This is a genomic window from Neobacillus sp. BP17 (genome assembly GCF_059579525.1).
This window is the reverse complement of sequence record NZ_CM184198.1, coordinates 2,284,677-2,307,344: the sequence shown is the minus strand read 5'-3', so window position 1 is coordinate 2,307,344 and position 22,668 is coordinate 2,284,677. Positions and strand designations below refer to the sequence as shown.

22 protein-coding genes are annotated in these 22,668 nt (G+C 38.0%); 7 read left to right on the top strand and 15 right to left on the bottom strand.

Annotated elements, in window-relative coordinates; translation table 11 throughout:
* Positions 1-305: 305 nt before the first annotated feature.
* Positions 306-1,838 carry a carboxypeptidase M32 gene (locus AC4QJR_RS11030; RefSeq protein WP_496526197.1) on the bottom strand — a complete coding sequence of 511 codons (1,533 nt, stop codon included), beginning with the start codon at positions 1,836-1,838 and terminating at the stop codon, positions 306-308.
* A 262-nt stretch (positions 1,839-2,100) separates the two neighbouring features.
* Here AC4QJR_RS11030 and AC4QJR_RS11025 point away from each other — a divergent pair, with 262 nt between their 5' ends.
* Positions 2,101-4,176, top strand: coding sequence for a peptidoglycan D,D-transpeptidase FtsI family protein (locus AC4QJR_RS11025; RefSeq protein WP_496526196.1), 2,076 nt, complete (start codon positions 2,101-2,103; stop codon positions 4,174-4,176).
* Between the two features lie 41 nt (positions 4,177-4,217).
* On the opposite strand, the gene AC4QJR_RS11020 is transcribed toward AC4QJR_RS11025, so the two are convergent.
* Genes AC4QJR_RS11020 through AC4QJR_RS11010 form a run of 3 tightly spaced genes read right to left on the bottom strand, consistent with a single transcriptional unit; the run spans position 4,218 to position 7,874 of the window.
* On the bottom strand, positions 4,218-4,676 hold the full coding sequence (locus tag AC4QJR_RS11020) for a (2Fe-2S)-binding protein (RefSeq protein ID WP_496526195.1): 459 nt from the start codon (positions 4,674-4,676) through the stop codon (positions 4,218-4,220).
* A gap of 35 nt (positions 4,677-4,711) precedes the next feature.
* Positions 4,712-5,551, bottom strand: coding sequence for an FAD binding domain-containing protein (locus AC4QJR_RS11015; protein WP_496526194.1), 840 nt, complete (start codon positions 5,549-5,551; stop codon positions 4,712-4,714).
* Complete coding sequence (locus AC4QJR_RS11010; protein ID WP_496526193.1) at positions 5,538-7,874, bottom strand: xanthine dehydrogenase family protein molybdopterin-binding subunit; 2,337 nt, start codon at positions 7,872-7,874, stop codon at positions 5,538-5,540. Before AC4QJR_RS11010 ends, AC4QJR_RS11015 begins: the two co-directional genes overlap by 14 nt.
* Before the next feature lie 152 nt (positions 7,875-8,026).
* On the opposite strand from AC4QJR_RS11010, the gene AC4QJR_RS11005 reads away from it, so the two are divergent.
* Positions 8,027-9,478 carry an MFS transporter gene (locus tag AC4QJR_RS11005; protein ID WP_496526192.1) on the top strand — a complete coding sequence of 484 codons (1,452 nt, stop codon included), beginning with the start codon at positions 8,027-8,029 and terminating at the stop codon, positions 9,476-9,478.
* A 50-nt stretch (positions 9,479-9,528) separates the two neighbouring features.
* Here AC4QJR_RS11005 and trhA read toward each other — a convergent pair whose 3' ends face one another.
* From trhA to AC4QJR_RS10990, 3 genes are all read right to left on the bottom strand, one after another.
* Positions 9,529-10,176, bottom strand: coding sequence for a PAQR family membrane homeostasis protein TrhA (trhA, locus tag AC4QJR_RS11000; protein WP_098575292.1), 648 nt, complete (start codon positions 10,174-10,176; stop codon positions 9,529-9,531).
* A 518-nt stretch (positions 10,177-10,694) separates the two neighbouring features.
* Positions 10,695-11,063: a hypothetical protein gene (locus AC4QJR_RS10995; RefSeq protein ID WP_496526191.1), complete on the bottom strand. Its 369-nt coding sequence runs from the start codon at positions 11,061-11,063 to the stop codon at positions 10,695-10,697.
* A 148-nt stretch (positions 11,064-11,211) separates the two neighbouring features.
* Positions 11,212-11,817 carry a LysE/ArgO family amino acid transporter gene (locus AC4QJR_RS10990; protein ID WP_496526190.1) on the bottom strand — a complete coding sequence of 202 codons (606 nt, stop codon included), beginning with the start codon at positions 11,815-11,817 and terminating at the stop codon, positions 11,212-11,214.
* Between the two features lie 98 nt (positions 11,818-11,915).
* On the opposite strand from AC4QJR_RS10990, the gene AC4QJR_RS10985 reads away from it, so the two are divergent.
* Positions 11,916-12,266 (top strand): hypothetical protein, encoded by a 351-nt coding sequence (locus tag AC4QJR_RS10985; RefSeq protein WP_496526189.1) that lies wholly within the window; start codon positions 11,916-11,918, stop codon positions 12,264-12,266.
* Here AC4QJR_RS10985 and AC4QJR_RS10980 read toward each other — a convergent pair.
* On the bottom strand, positions 12,263-12,892 hold the full coding sequence (locus AC4QJR_RS10980) for a TVP38/TMEM64 family protein (protein WP_496526188.1): 630 nt from the start codon (positions 12,890-12,892) through the stop codon (positions 12,263-12,265). The two genes, AC4QJR_RS10985 and AC4QJR_RS10980, sit on opposite strands and share 4 nt — an antisense overlap.
* Positions 12,893-13,002: 110 nt before the next feature.
* Complete coding sequence (locus AC4QJR_RS10975) at positions 13,003-13,776, bottom strand: C40 family peptidase (RefSeq protein ID WP_496526187.1); 774 nt, start codon at positions 13,774-13,776, stop codon at positions 13,003-13,005.
* Between the two features lie 425 nt (positions 13,777-14,201).
* Between AC4QJR_RS10975 and AC4QJR_RS10970 the strand changes: the two genes are divergently transcribed.
* Together AC4QJR_RS10970 and corA are read left to right on the top strand one after the other, a co-directional pair.
* On the top strand, positions 14,202-15,332 hold the full coding sequence (locus AC4QJR_RS10970; RefSeq protein ID WP_496526186.1) for a TIGR04053 family radical SAM/SPASM domain-containing protein: 1,131 nt from the start codon (positions 14,202-14,204) through the stop codon (positions 15,330-15,332).
* 193 nt (positions 15,333-15,525) lie between these two features.
* Entirely contained in the window at positions 15,526-16,476 is a 951-nt protein-coding gene (corA, locus tag AC4QJR_RS10965) for a magnesium/cobalt transporter CorA (RefSeq protein ID WP_496526185.1), read from the top strand.
* A gap of 87 nt (positions 16,477-16,563) precedes the next feature.
* Here corA and AC4QJR_RS10960 read toward each other — a convergent pair whose 3' ends face one another.
* Positions 16,564-16,875: a hypothetical protein gene (locus AC4QJR_RS10960; RefSeq protein WP_098575283.1), complete on the bottom strand. Its 312-nt coding sequence runs from the start codon at positions 16,873-16,875 to the stop codon at positions 16,564-16,566.
* 250 nt (positions 16,876-17,125) lie between these two features.
* On the opposite strand from AC4QJR_RS10960, the gene AC4QJR_RS10955 reads away from it, so the two are divergent.
* Entirely contained in the window at positions 17,126-18,148 is a 1,023-nt protein-coding gene (locus AC4QJR_RS10955; protein WP_496526657.1) for a M42 family metallopeptidase, read from the top strand.
* An 11-nt stretch (positions 18,149-18,159) separates the two neighbouring features.
* On the top strand, positions 18,160-18,375 hold the full coding sequence (locus AC4QJR_RS10950; RefSeq protein WP_496526184.1) for a twin-arginine translocase TatA/TatE family subunit: 216 nt from the start codon (positions 18,160-18,162) through the stop codon (positions 18,373-18,375).
* Between the two features lie 306 nt (positions 18,376-18,681).
* Here AC4QJR_RS10950 and AC4QJR_RS10945 read toward each other — a convergent pair whose 3' ends face one another.
* The 5 genes from AC4QJR_RS10945 to AC4QJR_RS10925 form a co-directional block, all read right to left on the bottom strand.
* Positions 18,682-19,245, bottom strand: a complete 564-nt coding sequence (locus tag AC4QJR_RS10945; RefSeq protein WP_496526183.1) for a hypothetical protein — start codon at positions 19,243-19,245, stop codon at positions 18,682-18,684.
* Between the two features lie 277 nt (positions 19,246-19,522).
* Positions 19,523-19,891 (bottom strand): VOC family protein, encoded by a 369-nt coding sequence (locus tag AC4QJR_RS10940; protein ID WP_496526182.1) that lies wholly within the window; start codon positions 19,889-19,891, stop codon positions 19,523-19,525.
* An 82-nt stretch (positions 19,892-19,973) separates the two neighbouring features.
* Positions 19,974-20,954 (bottom strand): ABC transporter permease, encoded by a 981-nt coding sequence (locus tag AC4QJR_RS10935; RefSeq protein ID WP_496526181.1) that lies wholly within the window; start codon positions 20,952-20,954, stop codon positions 19,974-19,976.
* A complete protein-coding gene (locus AC4QJR_RS10930; RefSeq protein ID WP_251460629.1) occupies positions 20,947-21,861 on the bottom strand; it encodes an ABC transporter ATP-binding protein in 915 nt (304 codons plus the stop codon). The genes AC4QJR_RS10935 and AC4QJR_RS10930 overlap by 8 nt, the downstream gene beginning before the upstream one ends.
* Before the next feature lie 13 nt (positions 21,862-21,874).
* Positions 21,875-22,648, bottom strand: coding sequence for an SGNH/GDSL hydrolase family protein (locus tag AC4QJR_RS10925; RefSeq protein WP_496526180.1), 774 nt, complete (start codon positions 22,646-22,648; stop codon positions 21,875-21,877).
* Positions 22,649-22,668: the final 20 nt, after the last annotated feature.

Genomic DNA, 22,668 nt, shown 5'->3' with positions numbered 1-22,668 from the left:
AATATTTCCTCCTTAAAGTTGATTTTTTTCAAAAAATACTCCCTTACGCCATAAAAATAGGCCTTTACCGATTACAGTAAAGGCCTAAAAGAACACAAAAAGACCTTTACAGTAAAGTAAAGGTCTTGCTAACAACGTAAATGTTGCCAATAAAGCCGGAGTAATTAATACTCGGAATGACGACTCTATTGTAGCAGCTACTCCCCTTTAAAAAGGAAATATTTAATTACTAATAGTTTATTATAATGCAAGGAAAATGTCAATGTTTTAGAGTTTAATAGCTAAATATCACACAGTTTTACAGTTTACAATCCGTAAACTTCAGTGTATTTTTTTTCAAGATATTCAACAAGATATTCCGTGTTTAATTCTTCCCCAGTAACCTTTACAATCAATTCGTTCGGTCTATACAGCTTCCCGTATTGATGGATCTTTCCTTTTAACCATTCTTGGATAAGATCAAAACGTCCATTTTCAATATGTTTGTAAAAATCTGGAAGGTCTTTTTGAATCGTACGGAGAATTTGAGCTGCATAGAGATTCCCTAATGAATAGGACGGAAAATAACCGATTCCTCCAAATGACCAATGAACATCCTGTAATACGCCAACCGTGTCGGAACTAGGTGTTACACCGAGATAATCTTGCATTTTTTGATTCCAGACTACAGGTAGATCCTTAGCTTCAACCTCTCCGCTAATTAAGGCTTTTTCAATTTCATACCGAAGCATGATATGCAAATTATAGGTTAATTCATCGGCCTCAACACGGATAAATGATGGCTGCACCGTATTTACAGCACGATAAAATTCCTCAACAGTTATATTTTCGAGCTGCTTTGGAAAATACTCTTGAAGTTTCGGGTAAAAATACTTCCAGAACTGCTTACTGCGGCCGACCATATTTTCTAAAAATCTTGATTGAGATTCATGGATCCCGAAGGATGCTCCACTTTGAAGAACTGATTCCTCAAACTGTGGATTGACGTGCTGCTCATAGATCCCATGTCCTGCCTCATGGATGGTACCAAATAATGCAGAACGGACATTTCCTTCTAGGTAACGAGTTGTTAATCGTACGTCACCTGTATTAACGGTTTGTGCAAAAGGATGGACCGTTTCATCCAATCTGCCCGCTTCAAGGTCAAAGCCTATTATAGGCAAAATATAGCGGTTAAATTCTTTTTGCTTTTCAATGGAAAACGACTGTTCAAAAATTTCTGCCTGTGTCCGCTTTCCATTTTGTTGAATGCGTTCCAGTAGATTAACACTAGTATCTCTTAATTTTGCGAACAGCGGATCGAGTTTTTTCACCGTTAAACCAGGTTCAAACTCATCCAAGAGAGCATCGTATGGATGGTCCTCATACCCATAGATATCCGCGAATTTTCGCTTATAATCAACTATTTTTTCTAAGTACGGAAGGAAGCGGGCAAAATCGTTATTTTCCCTTGCCTCTTCCCAAGCATCATTTGCTTGAGCCGTTAAGATGCTATATTCCTGAAATAGGTCGGCAGGAATGCTCTTTGATTTTTGGTAGTACTCTTTATATTCTCTAACTTTCGCTCTTGTCACTTCATCTAAAAATGCCAAGTTATCAGGAAGTGTTAGCTCCGCTAGCAGTTCTCCCATTTCCTCAGAAACAGAAAGCTTAAAAATTTCGGTCCGAAGGGTCCCCGTTGCCTTGGCAAAGATACTTCTCCCTTTTTTTGGTGCCATGACTTTTTGATCCCAGTCTGCTAAACCAATGATACTTGAAAAATGAGTAATTTTTTCATCCAAAGCCTTAAATTGCCCTAATGCCCTAAGTACAACTGGATCCATGACTTTCTGTTCCATAAACTAGACCTCCTATCAATCTCTCGTTTCTAAAGATGTTTGTTTAAGAATCAACAACATCCCTTTTTGATTATAAAGTAAAATTAAAAATTTGGGCAAAAATTAGAATATTATTTATTGACAAAAAATTCACTATTCCAGAAACATGTCGAATTTTATTTACACTTCAGAATGAATTGGAATAATTATCATACTGCTATATACAAATGGGCAGTATATATATGTAATTTATATTGGTTATGTAAAAAGGATGTGCAGGAAATTGGAAAAGCAGAAAAAAAATAAGTCCCACTTCCCTATTCGTTTGAATATACTATTTTTCAGTGTTTTTTTCTTATTTTCCGTACTAATCCTCCGGCTTGGTTTTGTGCAAATTGTTTATGGCGAAAATTTCAAAAGAGATTTAGCCAGAAAAGAAGATATCACAATTAGTAGTCCTGTTCCAAGAGGACGAATCCTTGACCGAGATTACAGAATAATCGTTGATAATGTCCCTAAAAGTGCCATTTCCTACACCAATGAAGGATTTAGCCAAGAAGTTATGCTCGAAACAGCTGAAAAATTAGCAAAACTGATTTCGAAAAAAACAAACAAGGTGACAGAAAGGGATAAACGTGATTTCTGGATTATGACGAATCCAGAACGCGCGAATGCTAAAATCTCAAAAAAAGAAATGGACCTATATTATGCAAAGAAATTAACAGATAATGATATTTATAAATATAAATTAGAGCGCATCACAACTGATGAATTAAAGGAATTGACTAAAGAAAAACTTGAGGTTATTGCACTATTTAAAGAGTTTAACAGCGGCTATAAGTTTACAACCCAAATCATAAAAAATGAGGATGTTACTGCGCAAGAATTGGCCGTTGTTAGCGAGAATCTGCAATCACTTCCTGGCGTGGATACAACCACGGACTGGGAAAGATGCTATGCTTTCAATGGAACCTTAAAGTCTGTGTTAGGAAAAGTTACTAAATCTGATGAAGGATTGCCTGCAGAGCAATTGGAGTATTTTTTAGCAAGGGATTACAGTCGCAATGACAGAGTGGGAAAAAGTCAACTTGAGTGGCAATATGAAAATGTTTTACATGGATACAAATCAAAAATAAAAAATGTAACCGATAAAACAGGAAATGTGATTGAAAACCACCCCGTATCAAATGGTAAGAAAGGAAAAGACCTTGTCTTAAGTATTGATATGGATTTGCAAAGGAAGATTGATCGCATCATTGAAGAAGAACTTTGGGCGGCGAAAAGATATCCGGGAACCTATCTAACTGACCGAGCATACGTGGTTTTAATGAACCCAAAAACTGGCGAAGTCTTAGCCATGTCTGGCAAAAAAATAGTTAGAAATAACAAAACAGGCAGAGTAGAAATGGAAGATGACGCTCTCGGTACATTTACTACCACCTATAACGTTGGTTCTACTGTCAAAGGAGCTACTATTTTGACTGGATATAAAACAGGCGCTATTGCACCAGGTACAGTGTTTGATGATGCTGGTTTAAAAATCCGGGCCACTCCTTTAAAAAAATCCTATGCCTACTTAGGAAGATTAAATGAAATTAATGCCCTAAAATTATCTTCCAACGTTTATATGTTCCATACAGCAATACGAATTGGAAAAGGACATTATGAGTACGATCAACCTTTAAATATAAGTCCAAAGGCTTTCGATTCCATTCGAGACTCATTTGCTTCGTTCGGTCTCGGAACAAGAACCGGGATTGATTTACCGAATGAGCAATCTGGATTTAAGGGTCAGAGTTATCTCCCAGGATATTTGCTAGACCTTGTGATTGGACAATATGATACCTATTCAGCCATGCAGTTAGCACAGTATGTTTCCACCATCGCAAATGGCGGATACCGAATGCAGCCCCATGTCGCCAAACAAATGCTCGAACCAAAGGAGGGAACACGAGAACTTGGTCATGTTGTAAAAGAAATCACCCCTACGGTCCTAAATACAATTGATATGAAATCAAATTGGCTGTATCGCGTCAAATTAGGTTTTAAGAAGGTTATGCAAGAAAGGGGCGGAACAGCTTATAAATTTTTCGGCAATGCCCCCTACTCTCCTGCCGGTAAAACAGGAACAGCAGAAGCGTTTTACGACGGACCTGAACGGTACCGATTTGGGAAAGAACCACCCCCAGTGATGAACCTTAGCTTGGTAAGTTATGCTCCTAGTTCGAATCCAGAAATTGCAATGGCAGTTATTGTACCATGGGCTTACCAAGGCAAAAAAGACAATCGGGCGAATCTGAAAATTGGACGCCGTGTTTTAGACACTTATTTTCAGATGAAAAAAGATAATCATTCTTAGGGTGCCAATGAATGGCATCCTTTTTTGTTCCATTTATCCACTTACATATTTTTCCTTAGAACTGATTTCACTGCCCTTTCAATTTCTGCATAACCGGTGCAGCGACAGATATTTGACTCCAGCCATTCCTTAATCATGTTATCATCTGCATCTGGATGCTGCTTGATTAACGAATGACAGTTCATAATAAATCCCGGAGTGCAGTAGCCGCATTGGAAGGCAAAATTATCGACAAATGCCTGCTGAATGGGTGTATTTTCTAACCCCTCAATCGTTGTTATCTTCTTACCTTCCGCTTCAACAGCTAACATTAAACATGATTTCATCGGCCATCCATCAATATTGACTGTACAAGCACCACAATCCCCGTTCAAACACCCAGGCTTTGCGCCTGTAAGTCCAAGTTTACCTCGAATTGCATATAAAAGTGTGTCGGCAGACCTTACCATGATGCTGCGCTTTTCTCCGTTTATGTCCAATATAATCGTGTGTGATTTCACTGCTCCCCCTCCTTTCTGCAATTAATCTATCATTCTCAAGAACCAACAGGAGCCAATGCAGAACAAACATCTGACAAAACATTCCGTAATACAAAAAGTCTGTATTCAGCTGACCCTTCAACATCATCTAAAATTGGCTTCGGTAACTTAGCAAGGGCATCAGTAATTCTTTGAGTCAACGGAAGTTCTTTATTATTTAAAGAAGATTCCAACTCCTTTGACCGAAACGGAAATGGGCACAAGCCGCTGATTGCAACCCGTATCTCCTGCCCCAATTTTAATGCGGCTACTGTAATTAATGGATAGCCAGTATCCCATTGTTGACGGCGTTTGATACTAATAAATGGCGCAGCAATAAACTGGGATTCTGTTGCTAATCGGACAAGAAATTCTCCTTTTTTTAATTGAAGCTGCTCTTGAAAGATGTCATTAATTGGCACCACTTTTTTCCCTTCGGGGCCAACAATTAATACTTTGCTGTCCGCTAGTAAAAATGGTAAAACAGCTTCTCGGTAAAAAATTCGTGCACATATATTCCCACCTAAAGTAATTTTCCCCCGTGCTGTATGGTCCGCAACTTCACTTGATGTTTTCGTTAATAATGGAAAAAGATTTGCCTCTTCGATCTCGGTTAGTGAAAGAGTACTGCCTAGCAGCAAATGATCACCGCTTACCCGCATAACCTTGGATTCAGGGATATCCTTTATGTCAATAACCGCCTCGGTATACGCTAGTTCGATTCTTCCAAGAGTGATTAATTCCGTCCCTCCTGAAAAAAACATTGGTTTCTTTCCACCTTTATCTAAATACTGATATAAATCGACTGCCTCTTTTAATGTTGCAGGTTTAAAATAATCAAACTCAAAGGGAAGCATTTTTCTGCGCCTCCTTTGCCTTCCAAATTAATTCAGGAATAAGCGGCAGATGATGTAGTGAAACCCCGGCAGCTGTAGACAAAGCATTACCGAGTGCAGCAGGCATGCCCATTAATCCATGCTCCCCCACACCTCGAGCCCCATACGGACCATCTAATTGCGGTGTTTCTATAAATCCCACTAAATATTCTGGATTTTCACCATAGCGAAGTGGGCGATACGTTCGGAGTTGGGGATTAAGAACCCTGCCGAGTTCGTCAAAATAAAACGTTTCCCTGCCAGCAAAAGCTAATCCCATGCTCATCGCACCCATTACCTGGCCCAATGCCGCTTTTTCATTTAAAACTCGCCCAATGTCGACCACGGTACAAGCTTTCAATAGCCGATAGGTATTATCTCTTTTATCAAATTCAATTTCTACACCATAGGCTGCAACTGTCCACTCAGGGCCCGGCTTACCAGCTCCAGTCTCAGGATCCAAAGGGGTAAGATGACGCAGGATATAATTCCCTCTGCCAATAATTTGTCCGCCGATTGAATTTCCATTTGGATATTGATAACCATAGCAGATGTCTTTAATCGGAATTCCGATGGATGGATCATCCCTCAAAAAGACTCGACTGTTAGCTACCACAAGATCTTCTGTCGGTGCTCTTAATACGGTCGAAGCAATTCCCTTTAATTGCTTGATCACATCATCCGCCGCTTCGAGCAGTCCCCTTCCTGCCATAAATGTTCCTCTGCTAGCGACAGTTTTCCAATGCTCTGGTGTTGTTTGCGTATCCACTTCCATCCGAACATGTATCTTATCCACACTCATCTTCAGCCTTTCTGCAAGCATCTGAGCAAGGACAGTCTTCGTTCCGGTTCCAATTTCAATTACACCAGAAAGTAAATTGATACTTCCATCTCGGTTAAATGTTAATATCACTCCTGAAGGAGCATTGGGATCAATCGTCGATGTTTTCCAGCTGCAGCTGACGCCCTTTACTCTCACAAATCGCTCGTTTACATCTTTAACCGTACCTTCATCCCATTTGATTAAATCTCTTACTCTCTCAATACACTGTTGTAAGTTACCGACATTACTTTTATTTAATCGCACCCTTGTCGGGGTGGTGTGTCCAGGTTTAATCGCATTTATATACCGAAGTTCAAGCGGGTCCATTTTTAATTTTTGTGCAAGTAAATCCAAGGTTCTTTCAATGGCAAAGGAAAGTTCGGAATGGCTAAAGCCTCTAAATGGTGATGCATATGGGTGGTTTGTATACATGCAATAGGAATCACACCAGACATTTGGAATGTTATATGGTCCGGTACAATCGGCAGCACCTGCCCTTGTAAGATCTATCGCTTTATCGGAATAGGCTCCTCCATCCCATAAAAAACGTATTTCTGCTGCTCTAATTTTACCGCTGCTGTCTGCTCCAAGCTTAATCTTTGCATCTAAACCAATGTGACAAGGAGAAGTTAAGATATCTTCTTCTCTCGAATTGAAGATCTCAACAGGTTTACCGCCAACAGCTTTTGAGGCTAGATAGGCCAGAACTTCCAGCTGAACGGCAGCTTTTCCCCCATAGGCACCACCTACAAGCGGTGTGTGGACAATAATCTTCCCCATATCCTCACCAAAATAATCAGCAATCAGTCTTTTCACCATAAATGGAGCTTGAGAGGAAGTAGTAATCATGATATTTCCATCAGGCAATATCTCGGCAGTGGCACATCTTGTTTCCATTGCCGCATGGTCAGAAGGAGAAAAAGAATAACTTGCTTCTACCAATGTGTTAGTCTCCGCCCACCCTTTTTCCATATTACCTTTACGAATTTTTATATGGGAAGCAATGTTGGTGTCAGGCACCGGATGCGAGTCATCCTCTTTTTTATATTTACTTAAGTCTTCATGGACTAAGGGGGCTCCTTTTTCAAATGCTTGGGACGGTGAGTTTACGACCGGCAACAATTCGTATTGGACTTTAATCAGGTCAGCAGCCATTTTAGCCTGTGTTGGTGAATCAGCTACAACAAGTGCAACCGTTTCACCATGGTAGCGAACCTTATCATATGCAATAGGGGGCCGGTCCCGGATGGCTTCCCCTGTTAATGGGTATTCCTTTCCAGCAAGGATGGCCCTAACCCCATTAATCTTCCAAGCTTCGGATGTATCAATCTCCACTATCTTCGCGTGGCCATAAGGACTAATGACCATTTTGCCAGATAACATCGGATTGAAATGATAATCATGTGTATATTTTGCCCGCCCTGACACCTTATCAAGAGCCTCTTTGCGAATGACGCTTTTCCCAATAACCTCCAATTCCATCCCTCCCCCCACATATATGTGGATATCTATCCTATTTATATTTATGGGGGGCTATTCCTAGAATGAGTAAATATCCAGTTTGTGTAAAACCTAACATCAATCATATTTAATGTACATTTCAACAAATTCAAACAATTTCTTTTTTTATTCTATTGAAATATACTATTAATTGGTATGATGTTACAGATATTGCAAAAAGTATATTAATTCTATTTTTAGTAAAGGAAGACGTTATGAAGAAAAATCGAACATTATTTCTAACAGCGGTTGCCACAGGAACGATGTTAAATCCGCTTAACTCATCTATGATTGCATTAGCATTACACAGCATTCAGAAAGATTTTCACCTTTCCTTTTCAACGGTTTCCTGGCTAATATCCAGTTTCTATTTAGCTAGTGCAGTAGCACAGCCAGTGACGGGAAAGCTCGGTGATATCTTTGGCCGAAAAAAAACCTTCTTAACAGGACTTATTGTAGTTGCCATGTCCGCGCTCGGTGCCCCGCTTGCATCCTCCTTTCTGATGTTACTTGCAATGAGGCTGCTTCAATCAATTGGATCTAGTGCCATTTACCCGTCCGGAATGGCGTTAATTCGCGACCATATTAAAGAAAGGCAAGCTTCAGCCCTTGCCGTTTTATCAATATTTGCCTCTGCGATGGTCGCACTTGGGCCGACAATCGGTGGTTTCTTAATTGTGTTAGGGAATTGGCCAGCTATCTTTTGGGTCAATTTCCCATTTATTCTCCTCAGTTTAATATTAGGTTGGTTTATGTTTCCTAAAGATATGAAACAGGATAAGTCTCATATCAAGAGATTACTTTCTCATCTTGATTTTCTTGGAATAGGTTATTTTGCTGCAGGAATGGTCTTCTTTTTATGGTTCTTGTTATCTTTTGATGCGAATATACATTATCTTTCCGGAATTGTTGGAATCATCTTTTTCGGATTATTTGTTCGGAGAGAATTAAGGGTTACAGAACCATTTATCGACATTCGCATTTTCAGAAAACATCCTAAGCTTTCAATGGTGTATATCCAGTTTATCTTTTTGAATATTTTTTTCTATTGTTTATTTTTCGGTTTGCCTAGTTATTTTCAAGAAGGTTTGGGTTTAGGTGTTGAATTGAGCGGTATGTTAATGTTATTTATGTCCGGTGTTAGCATAATTATTTCATCTGTCACTGGAAAATGGATCGATCGTTCAGGTGTAAACCAGCCGATTATGGTAGGGGCATCTCTATCAATCTTAGGTGCGCTGTCTTTTAGGTTGTTTTTTGTTCAATCCTCTTATCTTGGTATTGGGATTATATTATCAATCATGGGCTTAAGTTATGGTATTGGAAATGTTGTACTTCAAGTAGCGATGGTTAAGGAAAGTCCAAATGCAATCATTGGGACAACCTCCGGCCTATTTCAAACTTGCCGATATTTAGGTTCAATTCTAGCATCAATCATTTTAGGGTTAATTTTTGGAGAAAACATTACTGCGGAAAGTATGAAAATCATCGGGGAGGTTTTACTGGTTATTGGAATCATCAGCTTTTTAATGAGCTTATGGTTTTCACGAGAGACGTTGAATTTTAGAAAAATGCGGCATGTATAATAGCAAAAATATATGTAACAAGAAACAGCCTCGTGTGAGAGCTGTTTCTTTTAATTTATTGGCAAAACATAAAATAACACACAAAAAAAGTGGGCTGCACTTGCGGCCAACACAAACACGTGCCAAACCGCGTGGTGATACTTAAACCCTCGCCAAACATAGAATATGGCACCTAGTGTATAAAGGGCACCGCCAATAATTAAATAGGTCATACCCTGTGGAGAGAGATTATTTACTAAAGGTTTCCATGCAAAAACAATTAACCACCCCATGACTACATAGAGAAGCGTAGAGGTAAAAAGGTACTTTTTCACAAAAAAGCATTTAAAGACGGTGCCAGCAATCGCCAGTCCCCAAACAACTCCAAACAGTGTCCAGCCCAGCGCCCCTTTAATTACAATTAATAGAAATGGTGTATAGGTACCGGCAATAAAGAAGTAAATAGAAGAATGATCAAAAATCTCAAAAAGATCCTTTACCTTTCCTTCCGGGAAGCTATGGAGCAATGTTGAAGACATATAAAGAATAAACATTGTTACACCAAAGATTGTAAAACTTACGATATGCCAGACGTTCCCGTACAGGGAAGCATATATAATCAATATAACTAAGGCAGCAATACTAAGCATTACTCCTATTCCGTGTGTGATTGAATTCGCTAGTTCTTCTTTCTTTGAAAAAACATGTGTTGCAGCCATTAGAATTCACTCCCTACCTTCAATTACCTTAATTAATATTGATGAAAGTAACATGATAATGACAGGAGGACAATGTATATTTGTCATTAAATATAGAAAAAAGTGTAACTCATCCTTGAGTATCAATATCCTTCCTATTATTATCAATCATTTTCTTAATATTTTCTTTCGGATTCCAGCAATTAAATTTGTAGGTCGTTTTTGTTTCAAAGCCTAAACGACTACAAAAATAGTGCATTCCCTCTGCCCTTTTCTCTGCTTTAAAATGCCTGCATGTGGCGCAACAATGAAAATCTCTCATTTTATCACCTTTTCTTATACTATTAATCTTTCGTTCATAATTTATTAATATTTATCCCTTATCCTATAAATAGGTTCACGGAAGAACCTTAAACCTCCGCCCCCTTAAAATATAGATTAGTTTTGCATACCCAGCCAATAGCTGGGTAATTTTTTTCTTATGGAAAAAGCACGCATTCATTCTTAAATGCGTGCTTTTGTTGCTGTTTAGACTTTCGTTATTGACGGAAAGAAGGGTTCTGATAGTTTTGAAACGGCTGTGCTTGGAAAACAGGGTTCATATACGTTTGGGTTTGAAATCCAACTGATCCCGCTTGTCCAGATAGTTCTCTCTCCATTTGATTACACTGCGCAATTACCTCTTGGCATCTTTGGATTGCTAACTCATGCCCTTGAAGGCTTTGCTGAATGGTTTGAACTGCCATTCTTTCCTTTTGCATCATTTGCTCTAGCAACTGTGTATTTTGTTGTTCATTTTGAAGCATTTGTTGGTATTGATGATTTGCTTGTTGTGTCTGTTGGATTAATTGCTGAGCAAGTTGACGGCATTGATTAATGTGTGTAATCGAATGTTGAATGGTTTGCATGTGTGCGTTACCTCCAATGTTTTGGATGTGAAAACCATTTATCGTGGAAAATTAGGATTGAATTTTCAACCCAAGAATAGATTCTACATAAACCATCGATAGCATTCTCAAATATATCTTCCAAATAATAATAAGAATACCTATTCCGTTAAAAAGAAATCATAAGATAAATCGCCGTTCCCCACATAATTAGGGCGGAAATTTTATTTAAAATAAGAATAAATCTCCCTGAAGAATCTACCTTACCTACCAATCTCCCTACGATCGACAGGCCAAAGAACCAAAGCCAGGAAACCAAAATACAAACCACCATGAAGGTAATTTTGGCTGAGCCCGAATAGGATAAAGAACTAGTACCAATTACTCCAATGGTATCCATGATTGCATGAGGGTTTAATAAAGAAACTGAAGCAGCAAACATAATCTGTTTTCGGGGTGAAAATGTATCACCTGTTGTTTTCTCGTCTTTAGGTTTACTTTTCCACGTAGAATTTCCCATGTATAGTAAGAAAAGAATTCCCCCAAGCACTAACGCCATTTTAATCCAAGTAATCCCTAAAACAACCGCCGAGACACCAAAAACAGCTAATGAAATAAGTAGTGTATCACAAATGGAAGCCGTCAAAACGACTGGTAGGACATAAATCCAACGCGACTGCATCGCCCCTTGATTAAAAATAAACACATTTTGGACTCCAAGTGGCAGAATGAGCCCAAAAGCTAGAATAAATCCATGTATTGCAGCACTTATCATTTTTTATCTCTCCATATGTATTTTCAAAAGGAAGTATACTTCCTCTAAACCCTGTCAATAACAATACCAATTAAGAAAAAAAATCGGGGTGTTATGTGATGCAGGGTATTTATTTTATCAATGATCGTATTTGTTTGGATGGACTTAACAAGGAAGAAAGTATAGCCATTCAAGAACAATCTTTAAAAAATTTTATCAATGAGCAAAAAATTCAAGTCGTAAAATTCAATCCTTATCAATTGAATGACTATTACACCATTCCACATGCGCTTCTTTACGACTTAAAAAAGGAAAAAGTAAGCATCGATTGTTTTTTATACTATTCCTCACAGGTGATGGAAGATTTCATTTACAGTTATCCAGCTAAATGGCTTATCCTAAAAAGCTTTTTCAAGGAAGTCATCTCAGTTGAAAAACAAAATGATTTAAACATTCGAGAAGTCGTTTAATCCATTGATTTATTTGCTTGTTTTCGATAAATAATTATAAAGTTAATGATAAAAATAATAATCAAATATACTCCATATATTCCAAAAGAATAGAGCTTGTTGTTACTAAATAATGCACCAGCATACGATAACAGAAGAATATTTGGTATTTTCCCAATGAATGATGCCGTAAAAAAAGTTAGCCATTTGACATGACTTAAACCACACACGATATTAACAACCGGTGCCGGTATGATTGGAATTAATCGACAGGTTAAGATTGCCACAAAGGAATTCTTGTTTAAAAACTCATCGTATTCTTGAACCTTCGGATATTTCATTAGTTTTTGCTGAGCATAATCATGAAAACCATACCTAGATAGGAAAAAGAATGCCATTGTTCCTACCATGGCTCCTGTTAAGGATACAATCACCCCTTGAGAAGTTCCAAATACCGCACCAATTGTTCCTGCTAGAACTGGAAATGGAATGACAGGAAAAAAAACACAAATTGCTACTAATAGCATACTAATCAAAATAGATAGGGCTCCCCCTTGTTTCAAAAGCTGAAGTAATTCATCCTTTTGAAATAAACCTATTGCTATGATTAACAGTAGAATCCCTATACTTAATACTCTTTTAAACATCCGACAACTCCATTCACTTCATTTTTTGATTAATCCTATCATACTATATTTTTAATTTTGGAAAAATAAAAGAGCCCTTCGTGTTGAAAAGGCCCTCTCCTGCTTATCTATTAAAATGCTGTTCTCGCACCAAGGTATTTTGGTTTCCAATAGGAATTTGTCATATCTGCGATGGATACACCTTTTGAACCCGCTTGAATGAATTGGTTGTTGCCTAAATAAATCCCTACATGGGTAGGACCTGGAGCATATGTTTCAAAGAATACTAAATCTCCGGGTTTTGGGGTGCTGACAGACTTCATTCCGGACCATTGAGTGGCTGCCGTCCGAGGAATTGATACTCCTACCTTATTAAACACGTAACTCGTTAATCCACTGCAATCAAAACCACCAGGTGTATTTCCGCCCCATAAATACGGTGTCCCAATGTATTTTTTGGCTTCATCCATTACCATTTGCGCCTTTGATACCGTTGGAGCAGGCACTGGTGTTGAAATCCCACTTGTAGTAAGTTTCAAGACTTGTCCAACATAAATCGTATCAGTTGTAAGATTATTCAGTGATTTAAGCTGAGCAACGGATAATTTATTACGAGAAGCGATTAGGTATAATGTATCCCCTTTTTGAACGGTATAGGATATCGTTGCCGTTTCATGGCTGTGTGGTGCTAATAAGGTCAGCTTTTGATTTACATTAAGAGAATCAGATGTTAGGTGATTCCAAATTTTCAAATCTGCTACAGTGACCTTATTAGCTTGTGAAATTTTCCAAAGTGTGTCTCCTGACTGTACGGTATAAATGTTTTCGTGTGCACTTGCCGTTCCAGCATATGTAGAAAACAGGATCCCCGCCGTTGCTGCGATAGATAATAGATGTTTTTTCATCGTTGAACCCCTTCATTTCGTTCTTGTAATACCATCATAAACGAATTTTAAGGGTTGTTTGAATCCCCAAAGATATGGCTTACTTGGCAAAAAATAATAGTATTGGAAAGGAAGACCTTTAATATTACAAACAGACTGTTCCTCAATCCTATTTATGTAACGATTTGCATAAGAATTTTATTTTTAATAATATTTTTGAAACATAAATGTAATAAAAAAGATGATTAAGGGATTAAGAGAAATCTGATTATTCATACGAGTAATGTAGAAATATTGTAACAATCCTACCATGCACTCTAGTCTGTTAAACCTATAATAAACCTATAGAAACAATCTTTATAGTTTTATAAATCATAATGATTTGGGTGATGATGATGCAAGGATTAGGGAAAGGACATCCTCATGCTATGGGGCATCCTCATGGAATGCGAACTGTAATTGATTATGACAAGAATCCATTTATTGTTATTTGGGAAGTCACAAGAGCTTGTCAACTTAAGTGTGTTCATTGCCGTGCTGATGCGCAGCTTACTCCAGACCCACGCGAACTAACACATGATGAAGGAATTAATTTAATCGATCAAATCTATGAAATGGACAATCCAATGCTCGTATTTACAGGCGGGGATTGTATGATGAGAGAAGACCTTTATGCGCTTGCTGATTATGCGATCAAAAAAGGCATGCGTGTTTCGATGACACCAAGTGCTACTGCTAATGTTACCAAAGAAAAAATGAAAATGTTCAAGGATGTCGGACTTTCTCGCTGGGGCTTTAGCTTAGATGGTCCAACCCCAGGAATACATGACCACTTCCGTGGGACTCCAGGGTCATTTGATCTAACCGTTGAAAAAATTAAGTACTTAAACGAATTAGATATGCCGCTGCAAATCAATACCGTCATTTCTCTTTATAATTATGATTCGCTTGAACAGATGGCAAAGCTTGTCGGCGAACTTGGCGCAGTCATGTGGTATATCTTTCTGCTAGTTCCTACAGGCAGAGGACAAATGGACGCTTGTATCTCTCCTGCTGAACATGAAAAAGTGTTCCGTTGGTTATATGAATTGAGCAAAACGGCTCCCTATGATATCAAAACAACGGCAGCCCAGCATTACCGCAGAGTTGTATTGCAACAAAAAACACGAGAACAATTGATTGAAAAAGGCGAAATTCATTACGAAGATTCCATTACAACTGATTTTGCTTCTATGCATGATGGTTTAAAGCGTGCACCTAAAGGTGTAAATGATGGCAACGGCTTTGCATTTGTCTCTCATATTGGTGATGTCATGCCAAGTGGATTACTTCCAATCGTTGGTGGAAACATCCGTGATACCCCGCTCGCTGAAATTTACCGAGAGGCCAAAGTATTTAAAGAACTACGCAAGCCAGATCACTACAAAGGAAAATGCGGCATCTGTGAATATAACAAAATGTGCGGCGGCTCTCGTTCGCGTACCTATGCAGTTACTGGGGACTATATGGAAAGTGAACCCTTCTGTGTTTACATACCACAAGCGATGAGGAATAAAGAAACTTCACCTAGTGTGTAATATTTAAAGATAAAATTAAGAGGTATTCTACTTTTAGAATGCTTCTTTTTTATTCATTTGCCCCTTATCTACAATGTATATTTTTTTACCTCTCAACAACTTCTTTCTTAATATACTCCTCTTTAGAAGGTATTTTTCTCCTAAATTATACCATCCTATAAAAGAGGATGGTCATTCAAGATAAGGAGTTATTATGATTAAGACAATTGCTGTAAATAAAAATTATGAATTGGTTAACGATATCAAAATCGATGATTTGCTTAAAGGGGAATATAAATGGTATTGGGTTGATTTTCATCTGCCAACTGATGAGGAAATCGAATATCTACGAGATCCTTTTCATTTCCATCCATTGGCGATCGAGGATTGTATTAATCATTTACAAAGACCTAAGTTGGATTATTACGAGGACCACACTTTTTTTATTACACAATCCCTAAATCACCAAACACTTAAAAGAGACGAGATTGATTTTTTCTTAGGTGAAAACTTTATCGTTTCCTTTCACCTTAGCCCTTCAACTGAAATCGAGGCAGTATGGAAACGATTTACTGAGTCCACTAACATTAAAAAGTGGGAGCCAACACATGTACTATACCTTGTACTTGATAAAATGGTTGATAGTTATTTCCCACAAGTCTTTAAACTCGAAGAACGATTAACTGAGATTGACGAGAATCCTAGAGGAAGATCCATGGAGGCATTGCTGGAGGATTTATTTGATACAAGGCACCATCTACTATCATTGAGGCACACCATTTCACCGATGCGCGATCTTATATACAGAGTCCTAAATTCACAGCGACTTACATTCATCCAGGGAAAAAGGGAATACTTTTCTGATATTCATGACCATTTACTGAAGTTAACAGAAATGATTGAGGCAAACCGTGAACTTACCACAGATATCCGTGACAGCTATATTTCACTTAACTCACATCAAACCAATCATGTCATGAAGGTTTTAACCGTGATCACCACGATTTTCATGCCCCTCACTTTCATCGCTGGATTGTACGGAATGAATTTTCGCTATATGCCTGGGCTATCGTCGAAATATGGTTTTATTTCTACGCTGATTCTAATGATTTTAGTTGCAATGGGCATGTCTCTTTGGTTTAAGAAAAAAGGATGGTTTAAATAATAAAAGCAAATGCATCTGATCAGGTGCGACAGGCATGAAATAAGGACTAGCTCCTGCCGCTAGTCCTTTCTTTTCCCAAGTCGCTGTTTATTTCCACTCTTCATAGTCAACAATACCACCTGTTAAATCAATCGTATTCCGCTCGCCTTTATAATAGGTTTTTCCATCTTTTTCGAAAAGTAAATTTTCATAGGTATATACCTTTTGCCCATTTGGCAGATGAATTACCACCTTTGGTCCTGGGTTTTCAATCGGAGCTTCAATTTTAATTGTGTTTTGATAATAGTGCCGAAATACAAAGAATCCGACAGTTACTACAAAGCACATGATTATTAAAATAAATAAACTTTTTATGAAGGAATGTTTCGGTTTGGGATGGTATAGTTCAGTTCTGGTCAATTTTTTATCCTCCAATTGTGTCTGACGCAATATAATTTTTTCCAAATAGTTCGAATACTTCATTAATGCCCAAACCAAATTTTTTTAATCCATATGAAAAAAATTAACACTTGGTAAGTTATGCAATGTCATTGTAATAGTTAACCACAATTGCGAATAAACACATGAAAGTCATAATTATGTATAATAGTATGTAAGAGATATATAGAAAGGAGCAGTTGCTGTGGTAAACACAAATACCAAAGAAACAATGAAATTAATAGCTGATTTAGTATCCATTCCAAGTCCATCCGGAAATACGAATGAAGTGATTACCTATGTTGAAAAATTCCTAGCTGAATTACAAATTCAAACCTATCGAAACCGTAAAGGAGGGCTAATCGCAACAATTGCAGGAAAAGATTCAAGTAAACATCGGATGCTGACAGCACATGTGGATACACTTGGGGCAATGGTAAAAGAAGTGAAATCTAATGGACGCTTAAAGATCGATCTAATTGGCGGGTTTAAGTACAACTCCATTGAAGGCGAATATTGTCAAATTGAAACAAGCAGCGGAAAAAGAATTACGGGCACCATATTAATGCACCAAACTTCTGTCCATGTCTATAAAGATGCAGGAAAAGCGGAGCGCAATCAGGACAATATTGAGATAAGAATCGATGAAAAGGTACATAATGCTGAAGAAGTTCGTGCACTTGGAATTGAAGTGGGTGATTTTGTTTCATTTGACCCCCGCGTAGAAATCACACCAAGTGGTTATATAAAATCGCGTCATTTGGATGATAAAGCAAGTGTGGGTATTCTTCTACAATTAATGAAACAAATTAAGTCGGAAAATATTCCCCTGCCCCATACAACGCATTTCTTAATTTCCAATAATGAAGAAATCGGATATGGTGGAAACTCAAATATTACTCCCGAAACTGTCGAATATTTAGCAGTAGATATGGGGGCAATGGGCGACGGACAATCAACTGATGAATATACTGTTTCCATTTGTGTGAAGGATGCAAGTGGACCGTATCATTTTGAATTGAGAAAGAACTTAATGCGACTTGCCGAAGAGAATAACATCGATTATAAATTAGATATATATCCTTTCTACGGTTCAGATGCGTCAGCTGCAATCCGCTCAGGTCATGATATCGTCCATGGCTTGATCGGTCCTGGTATCGATTCATCCCATGCATTCGAGCGAACACATGAAACTTCCATTGAAAATACTGCAAAACTACTGTATCATTACGTGCAGGCGGATTTAATCCAGTAGGAGATGAAAATATGTTTTCAAATATTGGTGTACCAGGATTAATTTTGATTTTAATCGTAGCTTTAGTCATCTTTGGTCCAAACAAACTCCCTGAAATTGGCCGTGCCTTTGGCCGTTCGATTCGTGAATTTAAAAAAGCCACTGATGGAATTGCGGAAGATATAAGGGAAGAAATAAAAGAAGATATCAAGGAAACACAACGAGGTACAATTAATTTAAAGAAGTAATTCTCAACTCCAGGGAACATCCCCTTCAATCACTTGAAGGGGATGTTTATTGGACATTATTTTCTCGTAAACGATTGAACTTGATTCATTAATTTTTTCCGGGATTTTGGATTACGGAGTAAATATGCCGCACCTAGAGCAACAGTTGTCATCATTAGATTTTTTCTCTTCATTTTGAAGCCTCCTCTATGTTTGTCACTCTTAAATGTTCCCTTAATTACGTCCTTTTAACATGTAATTATTTACTATTAGAAAATAAAAAAACTAATTCTCCTGTTTGAATTAGTTTTTTTGGCTAAAAACTTATTATTTTATAAGTAATTCCTTAATTTTTTGATTATGTTGTTTACTTTGTTCTAACAATTGATTTAATAGTAATGCTGCTTGTTTGTTATCCTTTTTTTCAACTGACATCTTTAGTTCGTGGAACGTTTTCCAATGAGACATTTCTTTTCCACCGTGTGCTTGTTTGAAAAACTCTTCCTTTGTTATCTTTCCAGCATCCAATTGTTTTTTTAATTCTACAATTTTTGCCATTTTTTCCTTTTTCCATTTTTCACGTTTAGCAGCATTTTCAGGACTCATCCATTGGTTCATTAGGGTTTTCTTCTCGGCCAGGACTGCCGTCCATTCTGCTTTCTTCTCGGGTGTATACTGATCTACCCAGGAAAGAAGCATTTTCTGTCTTTCTTCCATCTTTGCTTGCCAATCTTTATGCATCATGTTGCGATGCCCTTTTTCTTCACAATTACAAGGGGCTTTTTCCCTCTGTTCACCATTGGAGGTATCTGGTGTGGCTGGGGCGGCGGCAGCCATTCCAGGCACTGACATTAATATGCCTAATGATAAAAGTAACAATTTAAATTTCATAAGTATCTCCTTCCTCAAACGTATTTAGTAAATTTCATCTCTGGTACGAAATTATCATTCCCAGTAATTGAAAAAAAATTTACCAATTTGACAAATTTTTAGTAAAAATACTCTTGTGGAATTATTTGAAGTGGAGTATTCTATGAATAGAAGATATGTGAAATATTTCACAATACAAAAGATTTCTCTTTCTAATATGGCCTTCAATCCCCCAAGTAAAGGCAAATCCCCATTCCAATAGGAATGGGGCTGTTTTTTATTTATTAAAGGCATTTTCCTATTCCCATTCTAAAATCTCAAGACGATTGCCGAAGGGGTCATGGAGGTGAATTCTATTTGCTCCTGGAAGAAGTTCATCTTCTGTAAATGCCACTCTCTTTTCACGTAGATGAACTTTTAATTCTTCGATCTTCTCAACAACTAAGGCAGGATGTGCTTTTTTTGCTGGTGAAAACGGTTCTTCTACACCGATGTGAAGTTGAAAGGTCCCAAATTCGAACCAAACACCGCCTCGTTTCTTTAATTCTGCAGGTTTCTCTACTTCGAATAATCCGAGGATTCCACCAAAAAATTCCCTCGCGGCTTCTTCACATCCCTTAGGGGCAGCAAGTTGGATATGATCGATCTTTTTTATAGCAAATGACATAAACACTCCTCCATTTGTCAATTCTCCTCTCTTATATTTTAATAATTTTATAATTTTCTTTCAAGTTCGAAATTTCTTTGTTTTAATATACATCTCTTTTGGTAAAGACAAAGAATGAAACGGAGATGGCTCCTGCCCACCAAACGAAGAGGACTAGGATTGAGAATGAAAGGTTCATTCCTTCGATCGGTGGTGCTGTTCCTTTCATATAATCAGTTAACCGCAAATTGACCATAAAAAGGTACTTGGCGGATTCCCATGAGGATACCATGTTTGTTAAAATGGCTCCTGAGATTAATGAGGCAAGCATTACACCCATACCAGCTGCTGTACTTCGAATCAATACTGACAGCATAAAGGAAAGGGTACCAACAACAATGGATACAAACCAGACTAGTCCAAAGTCCATTAACAAAAATTTCCACTGACCCATCAATTTGACTTCAGACGTATTTAATCCAGTCTCAGTCACATTAAATCCTGTCAATATTGGGGCACCCCACCCCTTGTAACCAAAGACTAGACCGGAAATTAAATAGGAAAGAACCCCTGCAATCGCAATGATTAAGGAAATCGCTAAACACAGGGTAAAATATTTACTCAAGAGCACCTTCCACCTCTTGACAGGCCTTGTCAACAGCAGCTTGATCGATCCTAAGCTATGTTCAGAAGAGACCAGATCACTGGCTATCACCATAACCATTAAGGGAATAAACAGATCAATCGAGTTTTCCAGAAAAATTCTCATAAACGTTGGGGCACCTGGCTCAGATGGATTGATATCATGATCGAGATAATATTGTTGCTGCTGGAGAGAGATTTGCAGCTGTTTCTTCCATTCATCTGTTATTCGGCTGCTGCTTAAACGATTCGTCGTATCAACGATCTGCTGTTGTAATATTGTTCGCCAATCACTGGTTCCTAGTTTTTCACGTTGTGTTTGTACTTGTTTAAATTGTGCATATGTAAATAGCATGACAAGAACGCCAATAATGATAGCAATAACAATGAGTCGTTTCTTAGCAATCAGTTTCATCATTTCATTCTGAATTAACTTATTCAATCATGTCACCCCCGGTTAGCTCGAGGAATAAATCTTCCAGGACTGGCATTTTTCGATTCATTTCCATCACGGAAACACCGGCTTCAACCAATTGCTTATTCCATAGAGGAATCTTTTTTTCATTAAATTCCGTCAAAATAGTACCTTCATCTGTTTCTTCAATGTTTGTTAGAGAACGTAATACTTCCCTTCCTCGATCAAGTGGTTGTATATGCCAAACCACTCGTTCTCGATTGGAAAGCAATTGTTGGACCGTATCCGTTCGGATGATTGTCCCTTTGGATATGATCGCGACTCGATCACATAAAAGCTGGATCTCACTTAAAAGATGGCTTGAAACTAGAACACTTAAACCTTCTTCCTCTGCAAGATAACGAATAAATTGGCGCATTTCCCGAATCCCTGCCGGATCCAAGCCGTTTGTTGGCTCATCAAGGATTAACACTTTTGGATTTCCCAATAATGCTTGAGCAATCCCAAGACGCTGTCTCATCCCTAATGAATAAGTTTTTACCTTATCATGAATTCTTTCTGTTAGACCGACAAGTTCAGTCACTTCTTTAATCCGTTCTTCACCGATTCCTTCGATCATTCTGGCAAAATGAAGAAGGTTATTATAGCCTGACAAATAGGGATATAATTCTGGATTTTCCACAATACAGCCTAGGTTTGTCATTGCTTTTTGAAAATTCCCCTCAATATTAGAACCACAAATAAGAATACTGCCCGATGTTGGTTTGATTAATCCGACAAGCATGCGGATAGTAGTTGTCTTACCTGCTCCATTTGGTCCTAAAAATCCAAATACCTCTCCTTCACAAAGATCAAAAGTAAGTCCCTTAATAATTTCTTTTTTTCCAATCACTTTTTTTAAATCTTTAACGGATAATGTAATTTTTTTCTCCATCGATTTCCCCTCCTTACCAGGTGAGCAGTGAGGCAACTCGTTCGGCAATTAAACGATACCCTTTTGAGTTTGGATGAAACTTATCTGAATATAGATAATCATTTACCTTTAACTCAAACAAGTCGAAGGTTGGAACAAATACAATTTTCGGAAAAGAACCACTAACTTCAGCACTGTCATAATTCCAATGGCGTACCACCTTTGACATTTCTTTTCCTTGATCTAAATCAATAAACGGATTATACAATCCAATGAAAAACACATTCGCATTTGGATTGTTTTTGCGTATTTGTTTTAAAACAAATTTTAAATTGTCCAAGTACTTCTTTTCAATGGAAGCAATATCTTCTGTTTCAAAGTCCATTAATGCTTGGCCCCCTCGGAACAAGTCGTTCCCGCCAATCGTGACCAGCACCATATCAGCTTTCCCGATTTGGCGGCCTACTTCGGTTTCCTGGACTTGTTTCCTTAGTGAATCAGACCTTTGTCCATTAATGCCGAGATTGGTAAGTTGAACTGGACGTTTTGTTTTTTCCTTGATTTCATCTGCCAAAACACCGACATACCCCTTTCCAGTCTCATCTCCCGTTCCTCGAGTTAAGGAGTCACCTAGGGCCACGATGTTTAATTCTTTTTTATTTTCTTCCTTGGAAACACTCTTTACTTCCGGAACCTTCTCCGGTTTTCCCGCATAATACTCGCCTACTGCCCAGCCAAGCCCGACCAGCCAGAGGAGGCAAAACAACACAGCTATGCCTGTAATCGAACGAATGACATTCTTATTCATGCAAATAACATCCTTTCTGG